Source organism: Planktothrix agardhii, assembly GCF_904830935.1.
In the GTDB taxonomy this organism is placed as follows: Bacteria; Cyanobacteriota; Cyanobacteriia; order Cyanobacteriales; family Microcoleaceae; genus Planktothrix; species Planktothrix agardhii.
In genome coordinates, this window is record NZ_LR882952.1 from 481,811 (window position 1) to 499,631 (window position 17,821).

19 protein-coding genes are annotated in these 17,821 nt (G+C 40.1%); 9 read left to right on the forward strand and 10 right to left on the reverse strand.

The window, feature by feature from the left end; all coding sequences use genetic code 11:
* The first annotated feature begins 71 nt into the window (after positions 1–71).
* The 3 genes from NMG88_RS02195 (at position 72) to NMG88_RS02205 (ending at position 2,572) form a co-directional block, all read left to right on the forward strand.
* Positions 72–1,094 carry an ABC transporter ATP-binding protein gene (locus tag NMG88_RS02195; RefSeq protein ID WP_227349974.1) on the forward strand — a complete coding sequence of 341 codons (1,023 nt, stop codon included), beginning with the start codon at positions 72–74 and terminating at the stop codon, positions 1,092–1,094.
* Positions 1,095–1,172: 78 nt separating this feature from the next.
* Positions 1,173–2,048: an ABC transporter permease gene (locus tag NMG88_RS02200; RefSeq protein WP_026787011.1), complete on the forward strand. Its 876-nt coding sequence runs from the start codon at positions 1,173–1,175 to the stop codon at positions 2,046–2,048.
* Between the two features lie 158 nt (positions 2,049–2,206).
* Positions 2,207–2,572, forward strand: a complete 366-nt coding sequence (locus tag NMG88_RS02205) for a hypothetical protein (RefSeq protein ID WP_051340064.1) — start codon at positions 2,207–2,209, stop codon at positions 2,570–2,572.
* Positions 2,573–2,689: 117 nt separating this feature from the next.
* On the opposite strand, the gene NMG88_RS02210 is transcribed toward NMG88_RS02205, so the two are convergent.
* Complete coding sequence (locus tag NMG88_RS02210; protein ID WP_042151423.1) at positions 2,690–3,277, reverse strand: phycobiliprotein lyase; 588 nt, start codon at positions 3,275–3,277, stop codon at positions 2,690–2,692.
* Positions 3,278–3,499: 222 nt separating this feature from the next.
* On the opposite strand from NMG88_RS02210, the gene NMG88_RS02215 reads away from it, so the two are divergent.
* Entirely contained in the window at positions 3,500–3,667 is a 168-nt protein-coding gene (locus tag NMG88_RS02215; protein WP_042151427.1) for an NblA/ycf18 family protein, read from the forward strand.
* A gap of 196 nt (positions 3,668–3,863) precedes the next feature.
* Here NMG88_RS02215 and pstB read toward each other — a convergent pair whose 3' ends face one another.
* From pstB to pstS, 4 genes are all read right to left on the reverse strand, one after another.
* Positions 3,864–4,682: a phosphate ABC transporter ATP-binding protein PstB gene (gene pstB, locus NMG88_RS02220; RefSeq protein ID WP_042151430.1), complete on the reverse strand. Its 819-nt coding sequence runs from the start codon at positions 4,680–4,682 to the stop codon at positions 3,864–3,866.
* A gap of 160 nt (positions 4,683–4,842) precedes the next feature.
* Positions 4,843–5,742 (reverse strand): phosphate ABC transporter permease PstA, encoded by a 900-nt coding sequence (gene pstA / locus NMG88_RS02225; RefSeq protein WP_042151433.1) that lies wholly within the window; start codon positions 5,740–5,742, stop codon positions 4,843–4,845.
* Positions 5,743–5,811: 69 nt separating this feature from the next.
* Positions 5,812–6,768 (reverse strand): phosphate ABC transporter permease subunit PstC, encoded by a 957-nt coding sequence (gene pstC, locus NMG88_RS02230; protein ID WP_026797593.1) that lies wholly within the window; start codon positions 6,766–6,768, stop codon positions 5,812–5,814.
* Between the two features lie 219 nt (positions 6,769–6,987).
* Positions 6,988–8,154, reverse strand: coding sequence for a phosphate ABC transporter substrate-binding protein PstS (gene pstS / locus NMG88_RS02235; RefSeq protein WP_042151436.1), 1,167 nt, complete (start codon positions 8,152–8,154; stop codon positions 6,988–6,990).
* Between the two features lie 262 nt (positions 8,155–8,416).
* Here pstS and bioB point away from each other — a divergent pair, with 262 nt between their 5' ends.
* The 4 genes from bioB to NMG88_RS02255 all read left to right on the forward strand — a co-directional run bounded on the left by bioB (position 8,417) and on the right by NMG88_RS02255 (position 13,002).
* Positions 8,417–9,535 (forward strand): biotin synthase BioB, encoded by a 1,119-nt coding sequence (gene bioB / locus NMG88_RS02240; protein ID WP_042151439.1) that lies wholly within the window; start codon positions 8,417–8,419, stop codon positions 9,533–9,535.
* Between the two features lie 19 nt (positions 9,536–9,554).
* Positions 9,555–10,139: a biotin transporter BioY gene (locus tag NMG88_RS02245; RefSeq protein ID WP_144390413.1), complete on the forward strand. Its 585-nt coding sequence runs from the start codon at positions 9,555–9,557 to the stop codon at positions 10,137–10,139.
* 72 nt (positions 10,140–10,211) lie between these two features.
* Positions 10,212–10,682 (forward strand): signal peptidase II, encoded by a 471-nt coding sequence (gene lspA / locus NMG88_RS02250; RefSeq protein ID WP_254035070.1) that lies wholly within the window; start codon positions 10,212–10,214, stop codon positions 10,680–10,682.
* 49 nt (positions 10,683–10,731) lie between these two features.
* Complete coding sequence (locus NMG88_RS02255; RefSeq protein WP_254035071.1) at positions 10,732–13,002, forward strand: transglycosylase domain-containing protein; 2,271 nt, start codon at positions 10,732–10,734, stop codon at positions 13,000–13,002.
* A 124-nt stretch (positions 13,003–13,126) separates the two neighbouring features.
* On the opposite strand, the gene NMG88_RS02260 is transcribed toward NMG88_RS02255, so the two are convergent.
* Positions 13,127–13,762: a Uma2 family endonuclease gene (locus NMG88_RS02260; protein ID WP_254035072.1), complete on the reverse strand. Its 636-nt coding sequence runs from the start codon at positions 13,760–13,762 to the stop codon at positions 13,127–13,129.
* Positions 13,763–14,121: 359 nt separating this feature from the next.
* Here NMG88_RS02260 and NMG88_RS02265 point away from each other — a divergent pair, with 359 nt between their 5' ends.
* Positions 14,122–16,146 (forward strand): serine/threonine-protein kinase, encoded by a 2,025-nt coding sequence (locus NMG88_RS02265; RefSeq protein WP_254035073.1) that lies wholly within the window; start codon positions 14,122–14,124, stop codon positions 16,144–16,146.
* A gap of 48 nt (positions 16,147–16,194) precedes the next feature.
* On the opposite strand, the gene NMG88_RS02270 is transcribed toward NMG88_RS02265, so the two are convergent.
* The 4 genes from NMG88_RS02270 to NMG88_RS02285 all read right to left on the reverse strand — a co-directional run bounded on the left by NMG88_RS02270 (position 16,195) and on the right by NMG88_RS02285 (position 17,803).
* Positions 16,195–16,485 carry a nucleotidyltransferase family protein gene (locus NMG88_RS02270; protein ID WP_083620904.1) on the reverse strand — a complete coding sequence of 97 codons (291 nt, stop codon included), beginning with the start codon at positions 16,483–16,485 and terminating at the stop codon, positions 16,195–16,197.
* A 111-nt stretch (positions 16,486–16,596) separates the two neighbouring features.
* Positions 16,597–16,968, reverse strand: coding sequence for a DUF5615 family PIN-like protein (locus NMG88_RS02275; protein ID WP_026793793.1), 372 nt, complete (start codon positions 16,966–16,968; stop codon positions 16,597–16,599).
* Positions 16,943–17,296, reverse strand: coding sequence for a DUF433 domain-containing protein (locus NMG88_RS02280; protein ID WP_254035074.1), 354 nt, complete (start codon positions 17,294–17,296; stop codon positions 16,943–16,945). Before NMG88_RS02280 ends, NMG88_RS02275 begins: the two co-directional genes overlap by 26 nt.
* A gap of 189 nt (positions 17,297–17,485) precedes the next feature.
* Entirely contained in the window at positions 17,486–17,803 is a 318-nt protein-coding gene (locus NMG88_RS02285; protein WP_026793796.1) for a DUF433 domain-containing protein, read from the reverse strand.
* Positions 17,804–17,821 lie beyond the last annotated feature (18 nt).

Consider the following 17,821-nt stretch of genomic DNA (forward strand, 5'->3'; position numbering starts at 1 on the left):
TCCTCCGGGTTTACAGTTAGCAGCTTTAGCAAAAAGTATGGTTTAACCACAAAGACACAAAGTTTAATAATATGATTCCTGCTATTGTGATCCAAAATCTGAAAAAATCCTATGGTGCTTGTCCCGCCATTAAAGATGTGTCTCTTGATGTCCAACCGGGGGAAATCTTTGGTTTACTAGGGCCCAATGGAGCCGGAAAAACCACAATTTTAAGGGCGTTGTGTACCTTAATTACTCCCGATGCTGGGCGTTTAGAGGTTTCTGGTATTTCTGTGGTTGATCAACCCAGACTTGTTCGTCAACGCCTCGGTTATGTAGCCCAGGAGGTCGCCTTAGATAAGGTCTTAACCGGGCGAGAGTTATTGCAATTACAGGCTGCTCTCTATCATATTCCTCGGCCTAATATTGCCGAACGAATTAATCAAGTTACAAATTTATTAGGATTACAAGATTGGATTGATCAAAAAACTGGAACCTATTCCGGGGGTATTCGCAAACGTTTAGATTTAGCTTTGGGTTTACTCCATCAACCGGATTTATTAGTATTAGATGAACCTACCGTGGGATTAGATATTGAAAGTCGGGTCGTGGTCTGGGATTTTCTGCGTCAATTAAGAGAAAATGGCACAACGGTTTTAATTACAAGCCACTATCTAGAGGAAGTGGATGCTTTAGCCGACCGGGTGGCAATTATTGACCAAGGATTAGTGATTGCTTTGGGTACACCTTCTGCTTTAAAAAATCAACTCGGAGGCGATCGCATTACCCTCAGAATTAGAGAATTTTCCCCGGTTGAAGAAGCAGAAACAGCCAAGTTCCTATTACAATCTTTGCCTTTTGTACAGGAAATTATTATTAATTCGGCTCAAGGTAATTCTTTAAATTTAGTAGTTAAAACTCAAAGTGATGCCTTATTTACGATTCAACAGGCGTTAAAAGATGCGGGTTTACCCACCTTTGGGATTGCCCAATCTCGCCCAAGTTTAGATGATGTTTATTTAGCAGCCACGGGTCGAACCTTACTTGATGCTGAAATTGCGGCTTCTAGTAATCGAGATTTGAAAGCTGAGAAAAAGAAAAGTATGCGCTCTTAGCCAGATTTCCTAATTTTTTGTACAATCTAATCAAACAAACTGTTACCGATATCGTTAATTGTCAAAACCTTAATAATCATGAGTAGTTCAACAACCTCTGTTAAAATTTTAACCCCTAATCAAACGGCTGATCAGCAACCAAATTTAGTCGGGGAATTTATCCAAGAAACAATGGCCTTAACCCGGAGATTGTTTATTCAATTAAAACGTCGTCCTTCCACCTTAATTGCTGGGATTATTCAACCCTTAATGTGGTTAATTTTATTTGGAGCATTATTTCAAAATGCCCCCAAAGGATTGTTTGGCGGAACTCTAAATTATGCTCAGTTTTTAGCTGCGGGAATTATTGTTTTCACAGCATTTGCCGGAGCCTTAAATGCCGGATTGCCAATCATGTTTGATCGAGAATTTGGCTTTCTAAATCGGTTATTAGTCGCTCCTTTAGTCTCTCGATTTTCGATTGTTTTAGCCTCGGCAATTTATATAGTTACTCTGAGTTTAATTCAAACCTCTGTTATTATTACCGCCGGAGCATTTTTAGGGGCAGGATTACCCGGAATTACCGGATTAAGTATCATTACCCTGATTGTGTTTCTATTGGTTTTGGGAGTAACAGGTTTAAGTCTAGGATTAGCTTTTGCCTTACCCGGTCATATTGAATTAATTGCGGTAATTTTTGTCACCAATTTACCGCTTTTATTTGCCAGTACCGCCCTCGCTCCTTTATCTTTTATGCCAAATTGGTTACAGGTGGTGGTTTGTCTGAATCCCCTAAGTTATGCGATTGAACCCATTCGTTATTTATACCTCAATCAAGATTGGGCATTCAATAGTGTGGTCATGGAAGCCCCCTTTGCTACGATTACTTTCGGCGGTGCGTTGTTAGTATTAATAGGGTTTGCAACCTTGGCTTTATTATCGATTCAGCCTTTATTAAAGCGTCGTTTTGCCTAAACAAACCCATCAACTTTAGAAAAACTTTATGCCTATTAATCCTCCCAACTGTTCACCCATGTTAGGGGGGTATATTTATGTTGAATTTTCAGAAAATGTAGCTATAATATGGGAATCTAAGTTTTTATAGTTATTTTTGAAATCGTGAGGTTGTGATCGTGCAATTTAAGCAATTAAAATCGGCTCTGGGCATCTTCTCTTGTACTTTTGTAGCTGCTGGGATGGGAGTTTTTGGGTTCAATTCAGTCAGTCTAGCTCAATCTACTTCCGCTACCCCTTTACAACAATTTCAACGTTCTGATAACCCAGACCCCCTGAGTGGTGAAAATAGTGGGAGAACAATGTTAGATATTATTCATAATTCTCGGTTAGGGAGATTTAATGTTGATTATGAAGCGGTAGGAAATAAACAACGCCAAAATATTCAAGATGCGGCGACTCAATTTCGGGAAAAACAACGCTTACTTCTCCAAGAACCTGAAGTTACTGAAACCTCAACTGACCCTGTAGAGGTTAAACCTTAAGCTGTTAAGAATTTTCTGATAAAACAGGACTTAAGCAAGTACGATATACATAGGATGCTTGCTTAATTCCCATAAAGATTAGGTGAGTTAGGGATTTGTACCCACCCAACGTAGAAATTACCAGCCAAAAGCTGAATAAAACTGACTATCCTCTGGGGTAGATTCCAAAACCGTTTCCGCATCAGGATTAACCCGAATTTCCGTACAAAAGGTGGAGGTATTGAACCCACCAAACCGTTTAACCGCACTGGTTCGCATCCGAATATCCGAACCCATAAACCAGAAACGCTCAATCGCACTCATGGTTTCATATTCAGTAATTAAAATTAAAGCATCGTTCTCATCCATCTCAAATTGACCCGCCACGGGCATAATTTCTGCATAACCCCGTTCTCGCAACATTTGACCTTTACGGGGATTTTCCGGGTCGGGAACAATGGCAAATACCGTTTCTCCCTTATGGTTTTCATCGTCCTTATCCCAGGCCATTTCCCCGGCCCAGGTGACATAGGCTCCCCCGGCGGATAAACTAGGGTCAACATTGTGCATCTGACAAATTTCGATCACTCTAGGGTCGTCTGCATCCAAGCTGGTGACTTGAATATCTGAAAAGCCTTTCTCAGCTTGTCTGAAGGCTAAATGGTGGGTTGTCCGTTGCGATCGCCAAGTTCCAGCACTTTTGCGAAAAAATTCTATTGCATCCATCACGCTTAAAATTCCTTGACTGACTATGATTTATGGGTTTGACCTCTATCATAAGTCGATTCTGAGTCCATTTTTAATTTCTGTAACAGAGATTAGTTTAAAAATGTGCATTGTGGACAGATTGTCAAGGACTTGTTACGATACTTTACATTCAGTGTGATATAGATAAACTTAGTCAGTCCCAATCTTCGTGATTTGTACAACTCAGTTAGAGGAGTGAACATGAAAACGCCTGCAAACCTCAGTCTTGAACAACAATTCAAATTACAAATTCTCCGAGAACAAGTCAAAAACCTAAATTTAGAAGAAGCCCAAGATTACCTACTCGAAGTATTATGCCAGAGTATGGTTAAAGATAATATCCTGCGTCAATGGATAAAAAACCCATAAATCAGTTATCAGTCATCAGTTATCAGTTAACAGTTGAGAGTTGAGAGTTAACAGTCATTATTTCCCGATGATCTATTTGGATGCGTTACTAGCTTAGTGATTAGTGTGGAGTTATCTCCCAACTGATGACTATAAACTATAAACTGTTAACTGATGACTGTTAACTGATGACTGTTAACTGATGACTGTTAACTGATTAACCAAAGCGACCACTCACATATTGTTGAGTGGATTCTTCTTTGGGGTTTTGAAAAATACTTTGGGTATCGTTATACTCCACCAAATAGCCAAAGCGTTTCCCACCTTCAATGGCTTTAGCATTAAAAAATGCTGTCATATCGGCAACCCTTGTGGCTTGCTGCATATTGTGGGTGACAATAATAATCGTGTATTTTTGTTTGAGTTCGTGGAGTAAATCCTCTACCGATAAAGTAGAAATCGGGTCAAGGGAAGCACAGGGTTCATCCATTAATACTACATCAGGATTAATCGCGATCGCCCGGGCAATACAAAGCCGTTGTTGTTGACCTCCAGATAGGGCAAAACCACTTTGACCCAGTTTATCTTTTACCTCATCCCATAACACCGCTTGACGTAGGGATTTTTCGACAATTTCATCTAATTCGGCTTTATTTTTAGCTAACTTATTGACTCGGACTCCATAGGCAATATTATCATAAATTGACTTAGGAAAAGGGTTAGGTTTTTGGAATACCATCCCAATGCGGCGACGAACTTCTACGGGATCAACATTAGGTGCATACAGATTTTGATTATGATAGAAAATATTACCTTTCAGTTTGAATCCTTGAACTAAATCATTGAGACGATTAAAACAGCGCAGAATTGTACTTTTCCCGCAGCCTGACGGCCCAATAAAAGCCGTAACTCTGTTTTTTGGAATATCCAAACAAACACCCCTAACGGCCTTAAAATCCCCGTAATATATATCAATATTTTCCGTTTTGATTACCGTTTCCATCTGGGTAGAAGGATAGTCATGGGCATCAGACATAAAAATCAACTCCTGAAGGTATAAAACATCAAAAAAATCAACATCAAAATAGAGTATTTTATTTAATTAATACTAAATTATGATGATCGTTAGATACAGATTCAAGTTAAACAGAACCAACTAACCCAGGAATAAAAATTCCCAGGTGGAAAGCTCAGACTTAAAACTGTTTTTGCCGAGTTGCCCAACGAGCAATTATGCTAGTTAATAAAACTAAAACCACAATTACCAAAGACGCAGCCCAGGCAAATTCCTGTAAAACTTGATCAAATCCTCTAGCAAATTCAAAAACCAAATAGGCTAGGGATGGGAGAGTTTGAGAAAATATTGCTCCCGGCCAGTTATTAGTATAAACAACTGTAAATAATAAGGGTGCAGTTTCTCCAGCGGCTCTGGCGACGGCTAAGGTAACTCCGGTTAAAATCGCAGGTAAGCAGGCAGGAAGCACTACTTGTAAAACCGTTTGATAATTAGAAGCACCTACCCCCACCGAAGCCCAGCGAATTTCCTGGGGAACAATTTGTAAGGCTTCATCGGTGGTGCGAATAATCGTGGGTAACATCAAAACCGAGAGGGCAATTGCCCCCGCCAGAACTGAAAAAGACCCCATTTTTAAGACAATAAAACTGTAAGCAAATACCCCCGCAATAATAGAAGGAACACCACTTAAAACATTAGTGGTAAATCGAATCCACCGCACAACTTGACCATTTCCCCCAAATTCAGAGAGGAAAATAGCTGCTAGAATCCCAAAGGGAACTGCAATCAAAGTGGCAATAGAAACGACTTGAATTGTTCCTAAAATCGCGCTGGCAATGCCTCCAGTTGTTTGTCCCGCAGATGGGGGCAGTTTGGTGAATAAATCTAAATTTAAACGGGCAGACCCCTTGATAAAAATATAAGACAAAACCGCCACAAGCGGTATCAAGGTAATCACAATACAAGCCGATGCAATCCCCGTCATTAACAATTCAAAAATATCCCTGGAACTTCTAGGATTACGAATTAAACTAAAGTTATTGCCTTCAGAATAATTCGGATCTTTTGTTAGATTTGACATACAGAAAAAATACTAAATTTTTCAAGCTGATCAGATTCTTCTAACAGGATTAATTACTCCTGATGCAGATTATTGATATTTAGCTTTAACTTGATTAACAATCCACTCCGCCGCAATATTGACTAATAGGGTGAGGGCAAACAAAACTAAGCCCGCATACATCAAAGCCGAAACCTGTAAACCCGAAGCTTCTGGAAATTGATTTGCCATCAAAGAAGCAATAGTATTCGCCGGTGCAAATATGGAAGGTCTGAGATTATTAGAGTTACCAATAATCATTGTAGCTGCCATAGTTTCTCCCATAGCCCGCCCCAGTCCTAACATAATTCCGCCCACAATTCCAGAAAAAGCGGCCGGAATTAAAACTCTAAAAATCGTCACCCACCGAGTCGCCCCTAAACCTAAAGAAGCTTGACGTAAATCAGGAGGTAAACTGGCTAAGGAATCCCTAGAAATTGCCGTAATAATTGGCAGAGTCATAATCGCTAAAATCACCCCGGCAGGAAATAATCCCGGCCCCCCAGGAGGGGTACTAAATAAAGGAATCCAGCCGAAATTTTTATACATGAACATCCCAAAAGGTCTTAAAAAAGGAATTAATACAAAAATTCCCCAAAGACCATAAACCACACTGGGAATGGCGGCTAACAATTCTACCAGAAAGGTTAAGGCGGTGCGAATCGAGGGAGGAATAAAATCTTCACTGAGGAAAATTGCGGTTCCCACACCTAAAGGTACTGCAAATAATAGGGCAATTAATGAACTCATCAACGTCCCAGCAATCATGGGAAACACGCCATATTGATTAGCAACCGGGTTCCAATCACTACCGAATAAAAACCCCAATCCAAACTGTTGAATGGCGGGAATTGCTTGTTGAGCGATGGGAAAACCCAGTAATAATAAGACGACAACAATCCCCCAGGCAAAAATTTGGGTTAACCAAACAAAACCTTGATCAAGTTTTTTTTCGATCGGGGAACGAGATTGCGGAATTGCTGTTACATTCTGATTGGGTACAACCATACATTGAAAATTATACAGGATTAATGGAAATAAATAACCTTGATTATCATTTTTGAAAAGATAACAACCCCAAACTGAATAGGGCAAGGAGGCAATTTCAAGTTTAACCTCAACAGGTTTAAATACTTCAAATGCCATCCTGCCCGTCTGTTTACAACTTACAAATGTCAAGTTGAGTATTAACTAAGCCTGGTTCATCCTGTGCAGGAATTTACCCGATTACTCAACTTTAATTGTAAAGTCTGGGCTGATTTGATCCGCTTTTGCTGCTACTTTTTTGACTACCGCAGCAGGTAGGGGAATATAACCCAGTTGGGGACTGACTTTTTGACCTTCAGTGAGTCCATATTGAATCATGGCTTCAACGGATTTAGCTGTTTCTGGTTTATCGTACTTTTGATAGGCCATAATCCAAGAGTAGCTAACAATTGGATAGGATTCGGCTCCTTCAGGATTAGTAATAAAAGCGCGTAAATTTTCGGGTAATTCTACGAATTCGAGGGTTTTTGCGGCTGACTCATCATTGGGTTGAATAAAATTTCCCGCTTTATTTTGTAAAGAGGCCATTTTTAAGTTAGCACTTTTGGCAAACCCATATTCAATATAACCAATAGAACCGGGCGTTTGACTGATTTGAGCCGTAACCCCCTCGTTACCCTTACCGCCAATACCTACGGGCCATTGAACGGTTTTACCTTCTCCCACGGTACTGTTCCAATCTTCACTCATCGCGGCTAAATTTTTTGTGAAAACTCCCGTCGTACCGCTACCATCGGAACGATAGATAACTTGAATCGGTAAATCAGGGAAGGTGACACCCTGATTATCTGTGGCTAGGGCTGGATCATTCCAATTAGTAATTTTACCTAAAAAGATATCAATTAGGTTTTGTTGAGATAATTTAACTTCTCCTACATCGGGGATATTGTATGCTAAAACAATACTTCCGGCGGTCATGGGTAGGAGTAAAACGCCGTTGGGGACTTTAGCAATTTCTTCATCGGTCATGGCGACATCACTTGCACCAAATTGAACTAACCCTTGTACAAAACGTTCTACCCCAGCACCACTACCCACGGATTGATAATCAATTTGTAGATTTTTGGTGCCGCTACTAATATCACTAGCCCAGCGTTGATATAAAGGAGCCGGGAATGAAGCCCCCGCACCGATTAATGCCACAGGTTGTTCTAACGCAACGAGTTGGGCTGGACTGGGGGCGGGGGTATTATTAGCCGCTCCTTCTGTCCCTGGTGTTGCATTTGGAGCCGTGCTAGTTGTAGTATTACTGCCACCGCAGGCGGCTAAACTCAAACTCAAGGCTAAGACGGAAAATCTAGCTACAAATCGACTGGAAGAACGAATAGAATTCAAAGAAAACGGCATAACTAAAAAAATCAGTATTTTGTTAGGGTCAATACGGTAAAGAATATCGTCTCCATAACAAGTTAGGGTTAAGGGAGGGTTAAGGATTGCCCCGATGCCATTGATGGTAAAATAACCCAGGAATAGGGGAAGCAGGGGGAGTAGGGGAAATCAAATATTACCCATTACCGATTACCCATTACCCATTCGTAATTCGTAATTCATAACTCCCCGCTATAACTCTTAACCGTCAACAATCATTTTAATAACTGGCAATTCTGGCATGATCAATGTAGTTCCAGCACGACCCGCTCTTAATAGTTTGTCTTCGTTGAGTGATTCCCCATTGGAAGTTCCTCAAAATTGGGAAACCCTAGAAGACCTACAAATCTGGCTAAATAAATTAGTTGAAAGAATTATATCTGGCGATCGCATTAGTCGAGAAGCAGCCTTAGCTCTAACAAAGATTGAAGATCAAGAACAAATTTTATTACTCTGTCAAGCCGCCGATCAAGTTCGTCAAGCCTGCTGTGGTAATACCGTTGATCTCTGTAGTATTGTTAATATTAAATCGGGAAATTGTTCAGAAAACTGCGGTTTTTGTTCTCAATCTGTCCATCATCCAGGGGAAGCTTCTCCGATTTATGGATTAAAGTCCAGTGATGAAATTTTAGACAATGCTAAAGCCGCAGAAGCCGCCGGAGCCGCCAGATTTTGTTTAGTTTCTCAAGGACGAGGAATTAAATATAATAGTCCAAAATCCTCGGAATTTGAACAGGTTTTAGCCACGGTTAAACGAATTATTCAAGAAACTAATGTTAAACCCTGTTGTGCTTTAGGGGAATTAACCTTAGAACAAGCTCAGGCTTTAGCTGAGGCGGGAGTTACTCGCTATAACCATAATTTAGAAGCCTCAAAAGCCTTTTATCCCCAAGTAGTAACTACCCATACCTGGGAAGATCGGGTACAAACCGTTAAAAACCTGAAAGCGGCAGGAATTCAAGCCTGTACCGGGGGAATTTTAGGAATGGGAGAAACTTGGGAAGATCGGATAGATTTGGCCTTCTCCCTAGCTGAATTAGAGGTGGAGTCTGTGCCAATTAATTTATTAAACCCACGCTCGGGAACTCCTCTATCCGAACAATCTAAACTAGATCCCTATGAAGCCTTAAAAGCGATCGCAATTTTTCGTTTAATTCTTCCAACTCAAATTCTCCGCTATGCGGGAGGACGGGAGGCGATCATGGGAGAATTGCAAGGAAAGGGGTTAAGATCGGGAATTAATGCCATGTTAATTGGTAATTATTTAACCACTTTAGGTCAAGCTCCCGAACAGGATCAGGCGATGTTAAAATCCTTGGGACTTGAAGGGGGTGAAGCTACTATTCCTAATTTTTCCTAATGGTTAATATTTCCCTATTGTGACAACGACCTCTGATTTTTTCTGGGCAATTATTGGTGTTTTATTAACGATTGGTGGTACTTTTTTAGAAGCCTTTGTCACCAGTCCCTCTTGGCTTTGGCAACAAGAAAATGTTGCAGTTCACTCTTTGGGTGTTACCTATCAAATTGGGGCAGTTTTGTTAGTGGGTTGTTTAGGAGGGAAAAATGCCGCCGCCATGTCCCAAATTGCTTATCTGGCTTTGGGATTAACTCTATTACCCATTTTTTCAGAAGGCGGAGGAATAGATTATTTAAAACAGCCCACCTTTGGATATTTATTAGGGTTTATTCCCGGCGGATGGCTCTGTGGTTTTTTAGCTTTTAAAGCCTTACCTAAATTAGAATTATTAGCCTTTAGTTGTTTATGTGGATTACTTACGGTTCACAGTGTAGGGTTAATTTATTTAAGTTTAAGTCACGTTTTTAATGGCGTTGCTACCCAAGGAATTATTCTGGGAGATGCGGTGGAAAAATATTCTATCCAACCTTTCCCCGGACAATTAGCGGTCAGTTGTGCAGTAGCTGTTTTATCTTATCTTTTAAGAGGATTACTATTTTATTAAAGTAGTTTATTGACCGTTGATTGGTATTACCCATTACCCATTACCCATTACCCATTCCCTGTTCCCTGATTTATGCGATTTAAGAAGAATTGGAATTTCTGGATAGTTGCTCTGGTTAGTTTAATTGTGGATCATCTGACTAAATTGTGGGTGGTACAAAATTTTGAACTAGGAGAAACTTTACCCCTGTGGCGTGATGTGTTTCACCTTACCTATGTTACAAATACAGGAGCAGCCTTTAGTTTATTTAGTAATGGGGGCATCTTGTGGTTACGTTGGCTATCATTATTGGTGAGCCTCGGATTAATGGCAATGGCTTGGTTTGGCCCCCGTCTGCACCCTTGGGAACAGGTTGGATATGGTTTAATCTTAGGAGGAGCTTTAGGGAATGGAATTGATCGGTTTGTTTCTGGTCATGTCGTGGATTTCCTAGATTTTCAACTAATTAATTTTCCCGTATTCAATTTGGCAGATATCTCGATTAATATTGGAATCTGGTGTTTAATTATGGCAATGTTCACACAATTAAAACCTGAGTCCTGAAACGAAACGGTACAATAGATACAGACCCACGCAAGTCTGAGTGCTGAAAATGTCCACCCCCTTGCCTCCTCAGAAACCTCAAACACTCCTGAACACAATCACACAGGTTGTCCAGACCCTTCACGCCAAAGTTAATTTTTCTCGGCTGATCCTCAAACCCAATGCCAAAGTCCCAGAACTGATAGTACATCAGGCTGATACTAACAAAGCCGAAGTTTATCCCCTATTAGGCGATCACTATGTGGTCGGGCGATCTTCCCGAACCTGCGATATTGTTGTTCGTAACCCCCTGGTTAGCCAAACCCATATCAGTATTGTCCGATCTGCCAAAAAAACAGGATTATTGCCGAGTCGCACCGGGTTTATGATTCAGGATGAAAACTCCACGAATGGTCTATATTGGGGACGAAGACGGGTTAAGGAATTGCCGTTACGACATGGGGATAGTTTCACCTTGGGGCCCCCGGAATTAGCCTCCGTTGCCCGGGTCGAATATCGTGATCCGCCTCCTTGGTATCTGCAAACCCTCCGTTATGGGTTTTATGGAATCTGTGGTTTAAGCGCCGCCGTGGGCATTGTGGTGCTGTTTGAGTCGCAAAAATTTGAAGTCGATCCCTTACCAAAAACCGTAACCGGGCCAGTGATTATTCACGCCGCCGATGGCCGTCCCCTGCGAGAAGCTAATACGATCGCCCATTTAGAAGCGGATAAGTTATCGGATTTTGGCACCTATTTACCCAAAGCCGTTGTCGCCTCTGAGGATGCTCGGTTTTACTGGCATTTGGGAATTGATCCATTAGGAACATTGCGGGCATTATTAACCAATGTGCGGGATGGGGAAATTCGAGAAGGAGGAAGTACCCTTTCTCAACAGTTAGCCCGGAGTTTATATCGGGATTATGTCGGTACAGAAGATTCGGCGGGGCGGAAATTTAAGGAAGCGGTTGTAGCCCTGAAATTAGAAGCGGTTTATGGTAAAAATAAGCTCCTCAAAACCTATTTGAATCGGGTTTATTTGGGGATTAATTTATATGGGTTTGAGGATGCGGCTAAATTCTATTTTAACAAATCTGCCCGGGATTTAACTCTTTCAGAAGCAGCAACCTTAGTGGGAATTTTACCCGCTCCGAATAGTTTTAATCCGATTCAAAATTATCAATTAGCGGTGGAGTATCGCGATCGGGTGATTAGTCGGATGTTAGAATTGGGCATGGTTAGTGAAGATGAAGCCGATCGCGCTCGCCGTTCTCGGATTGAAATTAATCCTAAAGCTCAGGAGTTTTTAGAAAGTACCATTGCTCCCTATTTTTATGATTATATTTTTGCTGAATTAGAGAAATTATTAGGGGAACAATTAGCCAGGGAAGGCAATTTTATTGTAGAAACAGCATTAAATCCTTCCATGCAAACCATTGCCGAATCTTCCCTAAAAAGTTCAATTCAGACTAGAGGAGCAACTGATGGATTTTCTCAAGGAGGTCTGGTAACATTAGATTCTGATACCGGGGAAATTTTAGCCATGGCGGGGGGTACGGACTATAAAGAAAGTCAGTTTAATCGTGTTACCCAAGCTCAACGTCAACCGGGATCAACGTTTAAATTATTTACCTATTTAGCAGCACTTGATCAAGGTATTCCTCCGGGTCAAATCTATTCCTGTGAACCCTTAACTTGGAAAGGACAAACTTATCAAGGGTGTGAACGCAGTGGGGGCGATCTGGATATGTATAGAGGGTTAGCATTATCAGAAAATGTGATCGCCCTGAGAATTGCTCAAGATGTTGGATTAGATCGAGTTATTGACATGGCAAAACGCCTAGGAATTAAGTCAAAACTTGATCCTGTTCCAGGTTTAGTGTTAGGTCAAAGTGAGGTGAATCTATTAGAAATTACCGGATCTTATAATACTATTGCTAATAATGGTTTACGTCATTCTCCCCATGCAATTAAACGAATTTTAGATAGTAGTGATTGTACGGATTTTAATGATATTAATACTTGTCGGGTGATTTATGCTTATGATCAGCAAAATCCAACAATTCCCTCGGTTTTATCTGCTTCTGTCGCCGAAACCATGACAACCTTATTGCAAGGAGCAATTCGTCGGGGTACGGCTAAAAGTGCCTATATCGGGTTAGGAGAAGCGGGTAAAACTGGAACGACAAATGATAATATTGATTTGTGGTTTATTGGTTATCTTCCTGATTCTCAATTAACCACGGGAGTTTGGTTAGGGAATGATGATAATTCTCCTACTAATGGCAGCAGTGCAAATGCGGCTCAATTATGGCGAGATTATATGAGTCAGATTGCTAGGTAATTACGGTTATTATAGGGAACAGGGAATAGGGAACAGGGAACAGGGAATAGGGAACAGGGAATAGGGAATAGGGAATAGGGAATAGGGAATAGGAAATAGGAAATAGGAAATAGGAAATAGGAAATCAAGATTCCCCTAACTGAAAAATTTGTGTTGGGGTTAAATTTAATTCGGGGAATATAGCCGATTCTATTCTATCATTTTCTCTAAATAAATTTACCATATATTCCCCATCAATCATTTGATAAACAGAAATTGTTGGCTGTTTAGGATTGCCAATATAGCGCCGACCTCCTAACCCCAAATAATCAATAATCCAATATTCTTTAATTCCTAATTTTTCATATTCTGATAATTTCATTAAATAATCATCTTGCCAATTCGTACTCACAACTTCTACCACTAAAGGTAAACTTTCACCTTGAGTAATAGTTGAGCGCTTTTTCCACATTGGTTCATTTTCCAGAGCATTTTTATTGATCACGGTCACATCTGGAATATAACCTGAATTATCAGAATCAATCGGTTTGATAATACATTGTCGAGGAATAAGGTAAGGTAATTGTAAACGCCGAATTTCTAAGGTTAACTCCGCAGCAATTTCTCCAGCGACTTGTTCATGAGTTCCTGTAGGCTGCATTTCTTTAATAACTCCTTGATGTAATTCATACCGTCCGTAACCATCGGGAACCCAGTCCAGAAATTCGTCTAGGGTGATTAACTTAGTTTCCGATTCCAATTCTAATAGAGTTTCCATCATAGCTTTTAATGGTTTTAATCCTAAATTATACACATATAACGATAGTATAACAATTAAAATAGGCGATCGTTGTCACGGTGATCTTTAAGAATGCTTCTGCACTTGTCACCACAAAGACACAAAGACACAAAGAGCAGTGTCTGAGTATAGGAGGGACAAAACCGAAACCCTCACAAGTCCCTCACCCGAATAAAAACTGCTATCAACCTTAAATACCTCCTTGATCTCTTCCTTCGTGTCTTTGTGTCTTTGTGGTTGCTTCAACAGAAAAAAAATAGCGAAGGTATGATCCCAAAAACCCGGTTTATTAAGGTTATCTTAGACTAAAATAAACTTAGGCTAGTTTGAGTTATATCATAATGAGTTATTGCCTAAATCCCCAATGCCCTCAACCCCAGAACACCCCAGAGGTTAAATTCTGTTTAACCTGTGGGGCAAAATTGTTATTAAGAGAACGGTATCGGGCTGTTAAAGTGATTGGTCATGGGGGGTTTGGCAAAACATTTTTGGCGGTGGATGAAGATAAACCCTCCCGTCCTGCTTGCGTGATTAAACAATTTCATCCTCAAATGCAGGGAAATTCTCAAAAAGCCATTGAGTTATTTCATCGAGAAGCAGAAAGATTAGATGAGTTAGGAAAACATCCCCAAATTCCTGAATTATTAGCCCATTTTGAACAAGACAATCATCAATATTTAGTCCAAGAATTTATTAATGGGCCGAATTTAGAAGAAGAACTTTTACATCAAGGAGTATTTAATCAAGCCCAAATTCGTCAAGTCTTAGATGACTTATTACCTGTTTTACAATTTATTCATCATCATCGGGTAATTCACCGAGATATTAAACCCGCTAATATTATTCTTAGGGAGGGTTCTTTATCTGCACAATTACCTTTAGTTCGTCCCGAAGTTTTACAACAATTGCGGGGAGAATCTTCGCCTCCAAATACTCCTGCGGGTTCTCAACCTCAAGGTCAGTTAGTATTAGTAGATTTTGGGGCGGCAAAGGTTGTCACCGATACTCAAGTGCCAATCATGGGAACAGTAATTGGTAGTCCCGAATATGTCGCCCCGGAACAAACTAGAGGACAGGCAATTTATAGCAGTGATATTTATAGTTTAGGGGTAACTTGTATTTATTTAATGACGCAAATTTCTCCTTTTGATTTATATGATATCCATGAAGATCGGTGGATTTGGCGAGATTATTTAAAACAGAATTTTGTGAGTGCGGAATTAGGAAAAATATTAGATAAAATGTTAGCAGTATTACCCAGTCAACGTTATGATTCTGCTTTAAAAGTATTAAAAGATCTGCATCCGAGTGGCATACCTCCAGCGATCGCCCGCCATTTACAAACCCCATCCCCCCCATCTCCCGCACCACAAACCGTTAGAACTCCAATCCCATCGCCCTCCCAGACCTTACCCCCCCGCACCGTCCAACAACTCACACCGCCACAACAGCAGCGTGTTCAACCGTTGCAAGCGCCCTCTTGGAAGTGTGTACATACCCTCAGTGGTCATCGCAACGCTATTACGGGAGTGGCTTTCAGTCCCGATGGCCAGACGTTGGCGAGTGGGAGTCAGGATCAGACGATTGAAATTTGGCGGCTGGACTCGGGGAAACGGTGGTATACCTTAGTTGGTCATAGTAACTGGATCACGACCATTGCTTTTAGTCCTGATAGCAAGACTTTAGCCAGTGGGAGTCGGGATCAAACTATTGAAATTTGGGATATGACCAAGGGTAAAAGGTGGTATACCCTCACGGGTCATCAAGACGGGGTGGAAGCGGTGGCGTTTAGTCCCAATGGTCAATTATTAGCGAGTGGAAGTCGAGATAAAACTATTGAAATTTGGAATATGAATAAGGGAAAACGGGGGTTTACCTTAACAGGTCATCAAGACCGAGTTTATAGTGTGGCGTTTAGTTTGGATAGTCAAAAGTTGGCAAGTGGGAGTCGAGATCAAACGGTAAAAATTTGGGATTTGAACACAGCAAAGGAAGTCCAAAGTTTAACAGGTCATGGGGACTGGGTGAGAAGTGTGGCGTTTAGTTTAAATGGTCAATTATTGGCTTCGGCGTCTAAAAATGGCATGATTAGAATATGGCAAAAGCAACAGGAAAAATGGGGTTTATTAAGAACATTAAGAGCCGATGATCAAGAGATATTTAATATTATTTTTAGTCCAGATAATCGGTTTTTAGTGAGTGGAGGAGGACAGGGAATAATTGATATTTGGGATGTCCAAAAAGGGATATTATTAGAAACAATTAAAGCCCATGAAAGTGATGTTTTTACGGTGGCGTTTAGTGGGGATGGTCAATGGTTAGCAACGGGAAGTTATGACCGGACAGTGAAGTTGTGGAAACAATAAAATTGATTTTTGGAGGTGAGCTTAAAATCTATATTTTGGAATCACTTCTCATAAGGAAATTGCTTCTTTTAATACTTGTTCACGAATGCGTTTTTTTAAACCTTTTTCTGTAACAACATCAACTGGACACCCTAATAAATTTTGTAAGTCCATCAGCAGTCCACCTAAATCGAAAAGACTTCTTCCGGGTTCAAGCTCAACTAAGAAATCTACATCACTATTAGAATCTGCTTCATTTCTAGCCACAGATCCAAAGATTCGGATATTATAGGCTCCATATTGAGCCGCAATCCTTAAAATTTCTTGACGATAACTTTTCAGCAGGTCATCAAGGTTCATGAGTTTATTAGGGATTAATGAGTTAAAAACGGTATAGATTATTATATCTTAAATTCGATCCATTTTCAAATAATTAAACTTTTTTAAAGAATAGCAATAATCACCACTGATTTACAATAAATAACTATAAGGTAGATGAATAATTTGATCCTGGTATTCATCTCTAAAAGAAACCTCTGCTAGAAAAATCAGTTCCTCAATATTTGCACCTATACTTAACTTGGGGTTAAGGATAAAAATACCAGGAATATGACCCCCTACATTGATATGATCAACCAAGTGAACAGGCATAGAAGCCCGGTTATTTGTTACTAAGATAAAACCTAATTTCTCACACCAAGTTAGAATATCTGGATCTAGTGTCCCCATTTTTGGACTATTCGGATCACCAACTCTCCAAACAATTAAATCCCGATTCTGTTTAGCAAGTTGAACTTTATAGATAGGAGCAATATTTTCATCTAATAGATATTTCAGTTCCATTATTTTTTCCTGCTCTTTTCATTTCTGCTCGAATTTCGCGTAATCGCAGCAGGGTTGGTGTTGGATTTAATTGCTGATTTTGCCATTTTTCATGACTCCACTCTAACCAATTGGCAATATATTGATTGATGGTTTCTGTGTTGTGTAAGTAATACAAAATTGTGGCATAAACCTGTTCTAAGGTTAAAGATGGGTAGGTTTGAGCAATGTCTTCAGGGGTACGGGCGCGATGAATGAAATCATAAAGAACTGTTTCGATCCCGATCCGAGTTCCTTTGATCCGAATATCATCAGGACGTAAAAAGTCGAAATAGTTTTCGAGTTGCATCGGTTTATCACCCTAGTTAGGATTAATTAATTATATCTTAAATTTGATCCATTTTCAAGTAATCACACTGTTTTAAATAGGAGCGATCGCCACCCCAATCAAATTAACACGCACCATCTTACTAAAATTGATATTAATATAAGAATGTGCGATCGCAAATACAATAATATTAAAACAATAATTTTAGGGTCATTTAATGAGTCCCTGGGTGCGAAGTTTTTTAACTAAAGCAGATTCACCTGCTTGTTGACGTAACGTTTCAACATTCTCAAATCGTCGCTGTATATCAGCATCTAGTTCTTCTTTATTATCCCAATAGTAAGCTAAGGTAGAATAAATTTGACTCATGCTTAAATAGGGATGTTGAAATTTAATTTCTTCGGGACTCCAACCAAAAGCCAGATGACCGGAAACTAATTCAATTACTTTCATGGTTGTTCCGGCAATGTAGGGAACGTTGTTTTCATTCAGTTCTATATACTTGTGTTGTGTCGTAGTCAAGTTCATAGAGTTTGCCTCGTTACT